The 13,968-nt window shown below is 43.5% G+C and carries 13 protein-coding genes and 2 pseudogenes; all 15 read left to right on the top strand.

The window, feature by feature from the left end; translation table 11 throughout:
* The first annotated feature begins 5 nt into the window (after positions 1-5).
* The 15 genes and pseudogenes from DMB88_RS11240 (at position 6) to proS (ending at position 13,944) form a co-directional block, all read left to right on the top strand.
* Positions 6-449 carry a hypothetical protein gene (locus DMB88_RS11240; protein ID WP_128101416.1) on the top strand — a complete coding sequence of 148 codons (444 nt, stop codon included), beginning with the start codon at positions 6-8 and terminating at the stop codon, positions 447-449.
* Positions 450-464: 15 nt separating this feature from the next.
* Positions 465-1,247: pseudogene (locus tag DMB88_RS11245) on the top strand (FliA/WhiG family RNA polymerase sigma factor); the annotation flags it as partial.
* Positions 1,248-1,311: 64 nt separating this feature from the next.
* Positions 1,312-2,720, top strand: a pseudogene (locus tag DMB88_RS11250) (DUF342 domain-containing protein).
* Positions 2,721-2,771: 51 nt separating this feature from the next.
* The gene (locus DMB88_RS11255) at positions 2,772-3,086 is read left to right on the top strand and encodes a hypothetical protein (RefSeq protein ID WP_128101417.1); all 315 of its coding nucleotides are present in this window, start codon (positions 2,772-2,774) and stop codon (positions 3,084-3,086) included.
* A gap of 122 nt (positions 3,087-3,208) precedes the next feature.
* Positions 3,209-3,781: a hypothetical protein gene (locus DMB88_RS11260; protein WP_128101418.1), complete on the top strand. Its 573-nt coding sequence runs from the start codon at positions 3,209-3,211 to the stop codon at positions 3,779-3,781.
* A 3-nt stretch (positions 3,782-3,784) separates the two neighbouring features.
* Positions 3,785-4,408, top strand: a complete 624-nt coding sequence (locus DMB88_RS11265) for an endolytic transglycosylase MltG (RefSeq protein ID WP_128101419.1) — start codon at positions 3,785-3,787, stop codon at positions 4,406-4,408.
* Positions 4,409-4,688: 280 nt separating this feature from the next.
* Positions 4,689-5,387, top strand: coding sequence for a 30S ribosomal protein S2 (gene rpsB / locus DMB88_RS11270; protein ID WP_128101420.1), 699 nt, complete (start codon positions 4,689-4,691; stop codon positions 5,385-5,387).
* 114 nt (positions 5,388-5,501) lie between these two features.
* On the top strand, positions 5,502-6,152 hold the full coding sequence (gene tsf, locus DMB88_RS11275; protein WP_056700641.1) for a translation elongation factor Ts: 651 nt from the start codon (positions 5,502-5,504) through the stop codon (positions 6,150-6,152).
* A 232-nt stretch (positions 6,153-6,384) separates the two neighbouring features.
* Positions 6,385-7,113, top strand: coding sequence for a UMP kinase (gene pyrH / locus DMB88_RS11280; RefSeq protein WP_056701161.1), 729 nt, complete (start codon positions 6,385-6,387; stop codon positions 7,111-7,113).
* Positions 7,113-7,667 (top strand): ribosome recycling factor, encoded by a 555-nt coding sequence (gene frr, locus DMB88_RS11285; protein WP_128101421.1) that lies wholly within the window; start codon positions 7,113-7,115, stop codon positions 7,665-7,667. The genes pyrH and frr overlap by 1 nt, the downstream gene beginning before the upstream one ends.
* An 88-nt stretch (positions 7,668-7,755) precedes the next feature.
* The gene (locus DMB88_RS11290; protein WP_128101422.1) at positions 7,756-8,523 is read left to right on the top strand and encodes an undecaprenyl pyrophosphate synthase; all 768 of its coding nucleotides are present in this window, start codon (positions 7,756-7,758) and stop codon (positions 8,521-8,523) included.
* Between the two features lie 16 nt (positions 8,524-8,539).
* Positions 8,540-9,334, top strand: coding sequence for a phosphatidate cytidylyltransferase (locus DMB88_RS11295; protein WP_128101423.1), 795 nt, complete (start codon positions 8,540-8,542; stop codon positions 9,332-9,334).
* 74 nt (positions 9,335-9,408) lie between these two features.
* On the top strand, positions 9,409-10,554 hold the full coding sequence (locus tag DMB88_RS11300) for a 1-deoxy-D-xylulose-5-phosphate reductoisomerase (RefSeq protein ID WP_128101424.1): 1,146 nt from the start codon (positions 9,409-9,411) through the stop codon (positions 10,552-10,554).
* Between the two features lie 602 nt (positions 10,555-11,156).
* Positions 11,157-12,428 (top strand): RIP metalloprotease RseP, encoded by a 1,272-nt coding sequence (gene rseP, locus DMB88_RS11305; protein WP_128104409.1) that lies wholly within the window; start codon positions 11,157-11,159, stop codon positions 12,426-12,428.
* Between the two features lie 61 nt (positions 12,429-12,489).
* Complete coding sequence (proS, locus tag DMB88_RS11310; RefSeq protein ID WP_128101425.1) at positions 12,490-13,944, top strand: proline--tRNA ligase; 1,455 nt, start codon at positions 12,490-12,492, stop codon at positions 13,942-13,944.
* Positions 13,945-13,968 lie beyond the last annotated feature (24 nt).

Here is a 13,968-nt window from a genome sequence, read left to right on the forward strand (position 1 = left end):
CCAATATGATAGGAAACTACCGCATTAATCTTGGAGCAGGCATAGTCGGATTTATTCTGACTTTTTTTGTAGCTTACAGCAGCAATGTGTTGATGACCAGTTTAATTCGCGGGTTAATCGGATTTGTAGCCTGGTTTGCCCTTGCTTACGCTCTACGCTGGGGATTGGGATTGCTGCTGACTCCATCCTTAGATAGCAAGGGATTCGATTACGATCCCCTAAACGGTCAAGAATTAAGAGGTTCACAGGTGGACATTAAACTCGAAGATGATGGTCAAGAGCTCAACGATTTGCTCAAAAATGGACAGAACGCCTCCTCCGAGGAAGATCTTCCGCCATCTGAGACGAAAGCTCCAACGGGATTTGCCCCATTGGATCCGCCTAAACTCGTTCGGACCAAAGAGCCGGAAGAATTGGCGCAGGCCGTTCGTCACCTGACAGACAAATAAGGAGGGTGAAATCAATTGAACGAGCGTAAAGCTTCACATTTGAACCATGCAGATCTGTGGGAAAAGTGGAAGGAACATGGAGATCTTGAAGCTAAGAAAAACTTAATCGAGAAATATCTTCATATTGTCAATTATGTATCTGGACGACTGGCAGTCGGTTTGCCCAAAAACGTTCCGAAAGATGATTTGGAGAGCAATGGTGTTATGGGTTTAATTGATGCGTTGGAAAAGTTCGATTATGAACGAGGGCTCCAGTTTGAAACATATGCTTCGTGGCGTGTTCGGGGTGCGATACTCGACGGATTAAGACAAGGGGACTGGGTTCCACGTTCCGTGAGAGAGAAAGCTAAGCGCATTGAAGACGCATATCAGCAACTGGAACAATCGTATCTAAGATCTGTAAGTGATGAAGAAATGAGTGCTTACCTAGATGTGTCAACAAAGGATTTCCAGCACATGCTTCAGGAGGTGGCCGTGATGTCACTTTGCTCACTTGAAGACCCTATTCGAGAAGAAGAATCCGAGACACGTCTCTCTTTAATGATTGACGAAAAGGCGAAAAATCCTGATTATAAAGTCAATGAGTTTTATTTAAAAGAAGCCTTGGTACAGGGTCTTGAGAAGCTGACTGTAAAAGAGCGGACGGTCGTTTCTCTTTTGTATTATGAAGACCTGTCTCTTAGCGAGATTGCAGAGGTTATGTCCTTGTCTCCATCACGAATTTCTCAGCTTCACTCCAAGGCGATATTAAGACTTAGAGGAACGCTGGATAAACAGAAGGATCTATTACTACGTAAGATTAATAGAGAGAATTATGGCTGGATTATAGGGAGTGGAAAGTCTAAAAGGAGGAAGAACTGCATTGACACAGCGGATTGCTTTGGAACAATGCTTGAGCATTATTTTATCGGAAGATAAAAGCATGGCCTACCTTGAAATTTCCAAAATGGAAGAGGGCTTTACCTGCACTTTAGATGAACTCGAGCAATATATTGATAGTAAAGGGATCAAGTATGGTATTTTACGAGATGCCTTGCTTTCATTCGCAAGTCATCCGGAAACCTATCTCAATAGTCAGTGTAAGATTGCCGAGGGCATTGCTGCTGTAGCAGGAGAAGATGGATACATCAAGGTACTCGTAGGCATGGATGATTCCAATGAGCGTCGACCACAGGAATCGGAAGATGGTACGGTGGATTACAAAGAAGTGACACGCCTTAATAATGTTCGAGCAGGTCAGATTATTGCAGAACGAATTCCTCCTATGGATGGCATAGTAGGTAGGCAGTAACGGATGTTGAAATCCCTTTTCGCCCAGGTAAGGAAGCACGTTTTAAAGTCGGGAAAAATGTAGTTGTTAACCCAGATGGAACTGCAATGTATGCCGCACTGGATGGGTTGGTTACCAAAACAGAAGGCAATAAACTAAATGTATTTCCTGTATATGAGATCAATGGTGATGTGGATTATAACGTCGGAAACATTGATTTTGTCGGTACAGTAGTTATACGCGGGAATGTTCTGACAGGCTTTAAAGTAAAAGCCGCAGGTGATATCCGAGTTGTTGGTGGTGTCGAAGGCGCTGAGTTAGAAGCAGGCGGTTCGGTTGAAATCACGGGTGGAATTATCGGATATAACAAAGGGCTTGTACATGCTGAACATAACGTTAAATGTAGCTTTATTCAAGAAGGCAATGTTGATGCTGGTGAAGACGTCCTCGTTTCACAAAGTATTATGCATTCTAATATTCGTGCAGGCAGAGAAGTAATCTGTGCTGGGACAAAAGGACTTATTGTTGGTGGTTCTATTCAAGCTGGTGAAAAAGTATCAGCACGTATTGTGGGTAATGGTATGTCTACCGTAACTTCCATTGAAGTTGGTGTTCTGCCTAGACTGCGTAATGAATTGAACGATCTTCGTAAAGTCATTCGAGAACAGATGGATTCATTGGATAAAACCAAGAAAGCTCTGACTCTATTGGATCAGCTGGCAGCAGCAGGGCAATTAAGTCCTGATAAAATGTCCATGCGAATTAAACTGACAGCCACACAGAAATCAGCCATGCGTCTTAATGATGAAACAAAGACACGAATCTTTGAAATCGAAAAGGCACTTGAGGATACGAGTAGGGCTCGTGTAGATATTCTCAAGATGATTTATGGTGGCTCTAAAATAGTTATCGGCAGATACACCAAATTTATTAAAGATCCGGTGAGTAGAATTTCATTTTATTATCATGATGGTGATATTTCGATGGTTCCTTACGTGTAAGTACAGCATTCAAGCAGATCAAGAATCCATTCGAAACCGTGAGGTGAGCGTATGAGTTTCAAAGCGGTTGAGTTGCAGATTGCCGTACCAAGAACGAGTGAGGCCGGTCGTTATCAAAATGAAACTCAGCAGCGGCCGGTCATTGACCAGAGCTTACTCGCAGAGCAAACAGCCAAGGAAGCTGAGGCGGCCAGACATCGAAGTGAAGCGATGGATGAAACAGCTAATGCTGCATTACGTGATGATCATAGTAATGTTGCTGAGCAGAAAAATGGCTCACAGGCAGCAGAATCCTCTGAGGCTCAAGAGAACATTAAACCGGCTGAACACCCATACAAAGGAAAACATATTGATTTTTCTTTATAAACGTAGCTCAGATGAAAAAGCACCATAAGTTGCTTTTGATTATGAAGTGAAGAACTAATAGAAATTTGCATAGAGAAGAAGTCTTGCGCATCGACTGCTGCATCAAAAGGAGAGAACCGAATTTGTCACCATGGATTATTATTGTCATATTAGGTGCCTGTGCAATTGCATATGCATTGATTATGCCTAAGAAAGACAAGTCACAGGAGCACGGGAATCAACTGGTGCAGGAGATGGAATCCACGCTTGAACACTATATGACTGAGATGGAAAGCGATAATGACGCCCTCATTCAGCGTGTTGCTGAAATGAAGGGGGAGGCTACAGCTGCCGATCAGCGTATGCAGTTGCAACTGGAAGAGATGCAAAAACGTCTTGAGCAATTAGAGCAGAGCAAGGCGGTTGAACCCAATTCAGTTGCCCATCTGTCTACCATAAACAGTACTAATGGACTTCAGGCTCAAGGGCTGTTAGAGAGCGTAAAAGTGGAGGCAGCTGAGTCAGTTGCTGAAGTGGAAAACCAGCCGTCTGACGAAGCAACGCCAACTGTTGGCGAGTCGATCAAAGATCGATATGCAGAACTCTTTAGTTTATATGCAGAGGGTAAGTCAATTGACGCAATTACGAAGCAAACAGGTATACAGCGTGGGGAAGTTCAATTAATACTTCAACTCGCAGAACGGGAGGAGAGCTAAAGGATGGACAAGCGCTCCTTATGGATCGGACTTGGAAGTGGCATGATCGTTGGAGCTATTCTGCTGCAGCTGGCTACAGTAGGACAGAATGCCTTATCAGATAGCGCTTTGGTTACTGATCAAGTCGTTGCAGATTTAACGAAAGAACAATTGGAAGAGGCTGCGAAGAATTTGGACATGAGACTCGTGGATCCGGATGAAGAGTTACTTACCGAAACAGAATGGGTGCAGAAGAAAAAGCAGGAGAGCAGTGAGCTACAAGGAACTACAGCAGAACCTCCTAAGGATACGGAGACAGCAGTGACACCAAGCACACCTACGAACCCTGAAAAGCCTACATCTTCTGACAAAGAGACACAAGTTAATCAGCCCAAATCAACGGACCTCTCAACTCCAGTTACGCCTAAAGGTGCTACCGTATCGTTCAAAGTCCGTTCAGGAAATAGTCTGGCTATGGTAGCAGAGAATTTGGAGAAATTGGGCATTGTGGACGATGCGGAAGCGTTCATCCGAGCAGGCCGTGCCGAACGAATCAACACCAAAATACAAGTAGGCACATATGCGCTGGAAAAAGGCGAAAGCTTTAAATCCATTATCGCCAAAATTACCAAAGAACCGTCACGCTGAGAGCTTCAGGCAGGACGGTTCTTTATAATTTGACTGAGATTCATTGTTCCTATGTCTGTTTGCATCCAGGCTTGGTATAGTTCAGAATAATATGCTGAAAATATCGTATTTTGTTTGAAAAATAGTTGCAACGATTAGGCGTTTGTGCTATATTAGATAACGGTGTTAAAACACACGCATGTGCTAATTTCGTTAAGGGTGCTTTCCTTGCTGGAGAGTCTTGGCGAAAAATGATGCCGGCGGAGGACACAATAAAAACCATACTAGGAGGTGTGTGAAGATGGCAGTAATCTCCATGAAGCAGCTTCTCGAAGCTGGGGTACACTTCGGTCACCAAACACGTCGTTGGAACCCAAAAATGGATCGTTATATCTTCACTGAAAGAAACGGAATTTATATCATTGACTTGCAAAAGACAGTGAAAAAAGTCGAAGAGGCTTACAACTTCGTTAAAGGAATCGCAGGCGAGAATGGTACTATTCTTTTCGTTGGTACTAAGAAACAAGCTCAAGATTCCGTTAAAGAAGAAGCTGAACGCGCTGGTCAGTTCTACATTAACCAACGTTGGTTGGGTGGTACCCTGACTAACTTCTCAACTATTCAAAAACGTATTGATCGTTTGAAACAGTTGGAAGCTTGGGAAGAAGACGGTACTTTCGGTGTATTGCCTAAAAAAGAAGTTATCTTGCTTCGCAAAGAAAAAGATCGTCTTGAGAAATTCTTGGGCGGTATTAAAAATATGAAAGGCCTGCCAAGCGCCCTGTTCATCATCGATCCACGCAAAGAGCGTATCGCTGTTGCTGAAGCTCGCAAATTGGGTATCCCAATCGTTGGTATCGTTGATACTAACTGCGATCCAGACGAGATCGATTATGTTATCCCGGGTAATGACGACGCGATCCGCGCTGTTAAATTGCTGACAGGTAAAATGGCTGACGCTGTTATCGAAGCTAACCAAGGCGAAGAAACTTCCGCTTAATAGTTTCGAACATAATTCATGAATTAAATGAAAAGGGTGGTTGGTAGGTGGATAACCTCTCACTGCCCTTTTTTTAGAGTGTACGTACAATACTTAATTTGGAGGGAATTTATAATGGCAGTTAATGCGAGTGCAGTAAAAGAACTTCGCGAAAGAACGGGCGCTGGTATGCTCGATTGTAAAAAAGCACTGGAAGAAGCAAACGGTGATGTAACGAAAGCGGCTGAATTGTTGCGTGAAAAAGGTCTTTCTGCAGCAGCAAGCAAAGCAGGTCGTGCAGCTACTGAAGGCGCTGTAGAATCTTACATCCACGCTGGCGGACGTATCGGTGTCTTGGTTGAAGTTAACTGCGAAACTGACTTCGTTGGTAAAACAGATCAATTTAAGGATTTTGTTAGAGACGTAGCTATGCAAATCGCTGCAGCTAATCCTAAATATGTTACTCGCGAAGAAGTTCCTACAGATGAGCTGGAAAAAGAAAAAGAAATCTTGAAAGCTCAAGCTCTTAATGAAGGTAAACCAGAAAAAATCATTGAAAAAATGGTTGAAGGCCGTATCGGTAAATACTACGAAGAATACTGCCTGATGGAACAAACATTTGTTAAAGATCCAGACAAAACAATTTCCCAATTGCTGAATGAAAAAATCAGCCAAATTGGTGAAAATATCTCCATCCGTCGTTTCGTTCGTTACGAACTGGGTGAAGGTCTTGAGAAAAAAGTTGATAACTTCGTAGAAGAAGTAATGTCCCAAGTAAACAAATAAGACGGTTTTTCAAACCGGCAATTAGGATGGATTTTCGAAGATATAAGAATGATGAAACTTCGAAGCGCAAACTCCCTTATATCTCAGGAAAACAGTGCCTTACCGGTTGAACGTTTTTCCTAAAAGAGCGGAACACTACTGTGTTCCTTTCTTTTTAAGCAGGAGGCCGTGCGCGAGAAGTTTTGTTGGTTGGATGCCGCAGGGTGTTCAATTTAAAGTGGAGGGTGAACAATTGGAACAGCCAGTATTTAAACGTGTTGTCTTAAAAGTCAGCGGAGAGTCTCTTTCCGGTCAAAATGGCTATGGTATTGATGCAGAGACGATCTCGTCCATTGCGCAACAAGTAAAAGAAGTTGTTGAACTAGGTGTGCAGGTTGCTATTGTGTGTGGCGGCGGAAACATCTGGCGCGGCATTGCGGGTAGCGAAAATGGCATCGATCGAGCAACTGCAGATTACATGGGCATGCTGGCGACAGTAATGAACTCGCTGGCACTGCAAGACGCATTGGAACAGATTGAAGTCCCTACACGGGTACAAACATCTATTGCTATGCAACAAATTGCAGAGCCTTACATTCGTCGTAGAGCTATTCGTCATCTTGAGAAAGGTCGGGTCGTTATTTTTGCATCAGGTACAGGCAACCCGTTCTTCTCCACAGATACAACAGCAGCACTGCGCGCAGCGGAGATCGAAGCAGAAGTCATCTTGATGGCTAAGAATAAAGTGGATGGTGTTTATTCAGCCGATCCATTTAAGGACAGCACAGCTGTGAAATTTGATCAGTTGACTTATATGGATATCCTCAACAAAGACCTTGGTGTAATGGATTCGACGGCATCCTCACTGTGTAAGGATAACAACATTCCGTTGATCGTCTTTGCTATTACTGAACAAGGTAACATCAAGCGTGTTGTTCTAGGTGAACGCATCGGAACAATCGTTAAAGGGAGTGTAGATTAATGCCACAAGCGGTTAAAAAACATGCCGAAGAACGTATGGAAAAAGCAATTCAAGCGTTACGACGTGATCTTGCCACTTTGCGTGCAGGGCGTGCTACTCCAGCTCTTCTGGATCGGGTTCAGGTAGAGTATTATGGTGCAATGACACCACTTAATCAGCTTGCTAATATCAGTACGCCGGATACACGCACACTGATGATCCAACCATGGGATAAGTCATCCATGAGTGATATCGAGCGTGCGATCATGAAATCGGATCTTGGTCTTACACCAGCAAACGACGGCACCATGATTCGTCTGTCTATTCCACCACTTACGGAAGAGCGCAGAGCGGAGCTTGTAAAGCTGACTAAAAAGTTTGGTGAAGAGGGCAAAGTGGCGATTCGTAACATTCGCCGTGATGCTAACGATGATATCAAAAAAATGGAGAAGTCAGATATTTCTGAGGACGAGTCCCGGAGACATCAAGACGATATCCAAAAATCGACAGATAAATTCATCGCTGAAGTCGATAAGGTACTCGCTGCCAAAGAAAAAGAAATCATGGAAGTGTAAGACAAGCGCAGCCCCTCCGATCCGGTGGGGTTTTGTCTCTTTTTTAAGCTTCAGGTGAAGAAACTTCAGGGATTTTGGAGGAACAGGAATGATCAAACGGGTTCGGTCGTGGTGGAATGGGGCTGAAAAGCAGGAAACGCTGACTATATCCGAGGATAATATCCCGCAGCATGTAGCTATTATTATGGACGGAAATGGACGATGGGCCAAACGTCTCGGCCTTCCGCGCATAGCTGGACATCAGAATGGGATGAAGGCAGTCAAACGTGCGACCATCGCGGCGGATGAACTGGGCATCAAATATCTGACGATGTATGCTTTTTCGACAGAAAACTGGACGCGTCCAAAAGAAGAAGTGGATTTTCTGATGCGACTTCCGCAAGAGTTTTTGGCGATTGAGCTGGATGAGCTTATCGAAAAGAACGTGCAGATTCGGATGATGGGTCAGGAGGAACATTTACCTTCTCATACCATTAACGCTTTGCGTGAAGCCATACGTCTTACAGAACACAACACGGGTCTGGTACTAAACTTTGCAATGAATTATGGAAGCCGCAGAGAAATGACAGACTGTGTTAAAAAAATAGCTCTACAGGTTCAGTCGGGGGAACTGTCTGCAGAGGATATTACACCAGAGCTCATCGACAGACACATGTTAACGAGTGATATGCCTGACCCGGATCTGTTGATTCGAACAAGCGGTGAGCTGAGACTCAGCAATTTCATGCTCTGGCAACTTGCTTATAGTGAACTATGGTTTACGGATATATACTGGCCCGAATTTGGCAAGCAGCATTTGATTGAAGCAGTAGCCGAATATCAGCGCAGAACAAGGCGTTACGGCGGTTTGAAATAGATGGAGGATGAAGCCGTTGAAACAGCGATTAACGACAGGAATAATAGCAGGTGTTTTGTTTTTGGGTTTTTGCTTGCTAGGCGGACCTTGGTATCATGGCTTGGTATTAGTGATGGCTCTCATCGGTTATTATGAGTTTGTGAAAATGACAGGAGTACAGCCTTTTTCGGGTGTAGCTCTAATTGGATACGTAGGCGTTTTTTCGCTTGTATTTCCTTGGGAAATGGTATGGGAAGCCAGACCGCTGACTCTGTTTCAGATCGGCTGGCTTGTGATGTTGCTATTAATGACAGCATCGGTGATAACCAAAAATAAAATTCCGGTTAATACCGTTGCTATGCTCTTTCTTGGGGTGTTGTACATCGGTATTGGCTTTTATTACATTGCTGAATCAAGACATCTTCAACATGGATTATTCTGGACTTTCCTATTGCTAGGCTCAATTTGGGCAAGTGATGCAGGCGCCTATTTCGTCGGCAAAATGATGGGCAAAAACAAATTATGGCCTTCAATTAGTCCTAACAAAACAGTGGAAGGTGCATTAGGTGGTATCATCATTGCAGTTATAACCGCGGTCGTTTTTGCAGGGGTATCCGACGGTTTGCTCTCTTGGCCGAGAGCTATATTGATTGGGGTCGCCTGTGCTGTTGTAGGTCAAATGGGAGATCTCATTCAATCTGCATACAAGCGGGTTTATAATATCAAGGATTCCGGTACTTTACTTCCGGGACATGGTGGCATTTTGGATCGGTGCGACAGCTGGATCGTCGTTTTTCCGTTCATACATATACTGATGCTACTTCCCTATTAATTGTGCAAACAAGACAGTTGTAATGAGTGATCATTCATTACAACTGCATTGGATAAATGAAGATGAGGTGCAGCATGAAAAAAATTGCGATCCTTGGGTCAACGGGCTCAATTGGAACACAGACCCTTGATGTAGTAGATATGCATCCTGAGTTATTTCAAGTGGAAGGACTTGCTGCAGGTGGGAATGTGGAGTTGCTTATTGAGCAAACGAAGCGTTACAAGCCGAAGAAAGTTTCTGTTGGCTCCAAAGAACTGGCAGACTATATTGCACCCTTAATTCCTACAGGAACGCAGGTTTTTCACGGTAAAGAAGGATTAGTCGAAATTGCTGCAGGAACAGAGGCGGATACGGTTGTGACAGCTGTAGTGGGAAGTCTGGGGCTAGAATCGACACTAGCTGCCATTGAAGCTGGGAAACAGATCGGATTAGCGAACAAAGAGACCTTAGTTACAGCAGGGCATATCGTTACCTCCAAAGCAGCAGCAAAGGGAGTTTCGCTCCTGCCTGTAGATAGTGAACACTCTGCAATTTTCCAATGTTTAAATGGAGAAAAACGTGAGCAATTGCTGGGAATTACACTTACAGCTTCCGGAGGATCTTTCCGCGATTTAACGCGCGAACAACTGAAAGAGGTCTCTGTAGAGGATGCGCTAAAACATCCAAACTGGTCTATGGGTTCCAAAATTACGATCGATTCAGCAACAATGGTGAATAAAGGACTTGAAGTTATTGAGGCACATTGGTTATTTGGACTTCCATACGATCAGATTAATGTAGTGCTCCACCCCGAGAGCATTATTCACTCATTTGTTGAGTTTGAGGATACGAGTATTATTGCTCAGTTAGGTAATCCAGATATGCGTGTACCTATTCAGTACGCTTTAACTTATCCAGATCGCCTACCGTCACAGGCTACACGCCTATCCTTAGCTCAAGTGGGCAAGCTGAATTTCCGTGAGATGGATATGGAGCGCTTCCCTTGTTTAAGAATGGCATATGAGTCTGGCAAAATGGGAGGAACTGCACCAACTGCGTTCAATGCGGCAAATGAAATTGCTGTAGCGAGATTTTTAAAAGGCGACATCTCTTTTTTACAAATAGAGTATACGATTGAGAAGATCCTGGAAAAACATATCAACATTCAAAATCCGAGTTTAGAAGAGATAATGAATGCTGATGAAATCTCTCGTAAGGTAGCCAACGAGCTGCGATTCTAAACGCTGATTTGGATGCACACTTCTTTTTTGCGAGTCTGTCCTTTCATGTAAAACGGTAGGATGTATTGCATAATAGACTGCGATAGTTTAGCTAAAATGAAATAGTAAGCGAAAAGGTCACTTTTAAGATCGATGGCTGATCTAAGGGGTGACCTTTTTATGTCAACCATCCTACTAACTCTAAAGGCCATACCTCTGAAAATCGCTATCATGATCATTATGTTGTATTATTAAAAACAGAGCATTTGTGGAGTACAATTTATTCATGTCTCCTGTGCTAGCGGTAATTATCAAATGCTGCTGGCGAATCTCATTCTAAAGGTCGTACTCTAAACGTATGTTTACTACAAGAACTTGGCGTTGAAATATGCTTGAAGTATAATAGTATTTCGACGAAAGACTTCCAATTAGGACTGATGACGGGGCTAGCAGGCATACGATATGGGGTACTGCGACTACATAATCCTGATATTCCTTCTGTTCTTTCATTGGAGATTCCAGTACTTGGTGCGTTTACTGGGACTTAAAAAACTTCTTGGTATTTAATTAAGAATAATGTTATTCTAGAGCATGCATAATAAGTTAAGGAGGTGTAGTGTTTGTTGGAGACTCTTAAAATCGCGTTCTATATATTCATGATGTTCTTTGTTATTGTAGCTATTCATGAATGGGGCCACTATTATTTTGCGAAGCGTGCTGGCATTTTGGTTCGTGAATTTGCAATTGGATTTGGTCCTAAAATGTTTTCATATAAGAAGGGTGAGACTCAATTCACGTTCCGTCTGCTTCCTTTTGGTGGATATGCAAGAATGGCTGGTGAAGATCCGGATACTACGGGGATTGATGTAGGACAAACGATATGTGTTAGAATTAAGGACGATAAGGTTGAGAAAATCTTCACGAGCAATCTTGAAAAATACAAGAATGTAATCAAAGGTGAAGTTTTGCAAATAGACCTGGAAACAGCCCTTAAAATTGAACTTGATGTTGACGGAGAGCGCATGACCTATGATGTGCATCCTCAGGCTATTATTGTGAACAAAAATGCTAGCATGCAAATCGCGCCTAAAGATCGTTGGTTTAGCAGTAAAACCGTTGGACAGCGAGCCTTGGCTATTTTTGCCGGCCCGATGATGAACTTTATTCTAGCATTTGTGTTGTTTGCAATATTTGTTCAAGTAAGTGGTGTTCCTGTCGAGAATCCCTCCTACATAAAAATAGCTGATGTTTCAGCAAATACGCCTGCGGAGAAGGCTGGATTTAAAGAGGGAGATATCATTAAGAGTATTAATGGTACGCCAGTTGGAGTTGACCAACAACAGGTCATTGCTTCCATCTCTGAGTCGAAGGATCAGGCTATGAACTGGACAGTGATTCGTGATGGGAAGGAACTTGACGTTTCGGTTACTCCGACATCATTGCCTGGCCAGGAAGGTGGTAAAGTAGGGATCTCCTTAGGATTTCCTACAAGACAAGCTGGTTTTGTGGAAACCTTCACGCTATCTGGCAAATATACCATTGAAACATCCAAATTAATTTTCAAAGGCCTTCAACAGCTCGTACAAAACTTCGCGCTTGATGATATTGGTGGCCCAGTCAGAACTATTGAGTTAACGGGTGAAATCGCTAAATCGGGGATTGATCGTTTATTATACTGGAGTGCAATGATCAGTATTAACCTAGGGATCTTTAACCTGTTACCGATTCCGGCGTTGGATGGCAGCCGTCTTGTGTTTTTAGGAATTGAGGCACTGCGGGGCAGACCGGTTGACCCGAATCGTGAAGGCATGGTTCACTTTATTGGGTTTGCGATGTTGTTTGTACTGATGCTTGCTGTAACATATAATGATATACTACGTTTAATTAACGGATAATATGGTTTGACTATCTTCTGGTAAATCGGAGGTAGTCGTAATGGGAGGACGCTGGAGTCTTATGTCAAAGGAAAATGAAAAACAGTTTGTAACTGAAATTACACCACAAAGTGAAGATTTCTCTCGTTGGTACATTGATGTAATCAAAAAAGCAGATTTGATGGATTATTCTCCAGTTCGTGGGTGTATTGTTTTTAAACCTGACGGATTCGAGATTTGGGAACATATCAAAGACGAAATGGATCGCCGTTTCCGTGAAACGGGTCACCGGAATGCATACTTCCCAATGTTTATCCCAGAGAGCTTTTTCCAAAAAGAAAAAGAGCACGTAGAAGGCTTTAACCCTGAACTGCCTTGGGTTACCGAAGCTGGAGGAGAGAAGCTGGAAGAGCGTCTTGCAATCCGCCCTACATCTGAAACGATTATCGGTCACATGTACTCCAAGTGGATTCAGTCTTATCGTGACTTACCAGTCCTGATCAATCAGTGGGCTAACGTTGTGCGTTGGGAGAAAAGAACGTTGCCATTCCTTCGGACAAGTGAGTTCTTGTGGCAAGAAGGACATACTGCACATGAGACGGAAGAAGAAGCACGCGAGGAAACGATGAAAATGCTTGAAATTTATCGTGAAGTAGTTGAAGAATACCTTGCGATTCCGGTCATTACAGGACAGAAAACAAAATCGGAGAAGTTTGCCGGTGCGGTAGATACCTTCTCGATTGAAGCGATGATGAAAGATGGCCGTGCGGTGCAAGCTGGTACATCTCACTATATGGGAACAAACTTTGCAAAAGCTTTTGAAATTCAATATCTTAGCCGTAACAATGAGTTGGAGCTTGCTCATACGACTTCATGGGGAACAAGTACTCGTCTCATTGGTGCGTTGATTATGGTACATGGTGATGATCGTGGTTTAGTGCTGCCGCCTAAAGTAGCGCCTACGCAAGTGGTTATGATTCCGATTGGACCGCCAAAAACACGTGATGCTGTTGTAGGCCGTGCGGATGAGTTATTTGCTGAATTAAAACAAGCTGGGGTTCGTGTCAAAATGGATGACCGTAGCGATGTACGCCCTGGATGGAAGTTCAACGAGTATGAGATGCGTGGTGTTCCAATTCGTCTTGAGATCGGGCCACGCGATATGGAAAACGGCGTTTGTGTTCTTGTATCTCGGATTACAGGTGAGAAGAAAGTTGTTGAGCAGGCTAACCTGGTTGAAGAAATTCAAACGATGCTGGCACAAGTTCAAGCCGATATGTTGGCGCGTGCACGTACATTTATGTCGGACAACTTCTATTCGGTAGATACATTGGATGAGATGAAAGAGCTAATGGAGAATAAACGTGGTTTCACGCTAGCAGGATGGTGCGGCTCAGAAGCGTGCGAAGATAAAGTAAGAGAAGTAACGGGCGCTACAAGCCGGAACATCCCGTTCCAGCCTGCAGAAGAAAAACATACGTGCCTGGCTTGTGGAGAAAAAGCACAACATACCGTCGTATTTGCAAGAGCCTACTAAGTAACACGGGCTTCGTCATATTGG

Origin of the sequence: Paenibacillus sp. DCT19 (genome assembly GCF_003268635.1) — a bacterium.
GTDB lineage: Bacteria > Bacillota > Bacilli > Paenibacillales > Paenibacillaceae > Paenibacillus.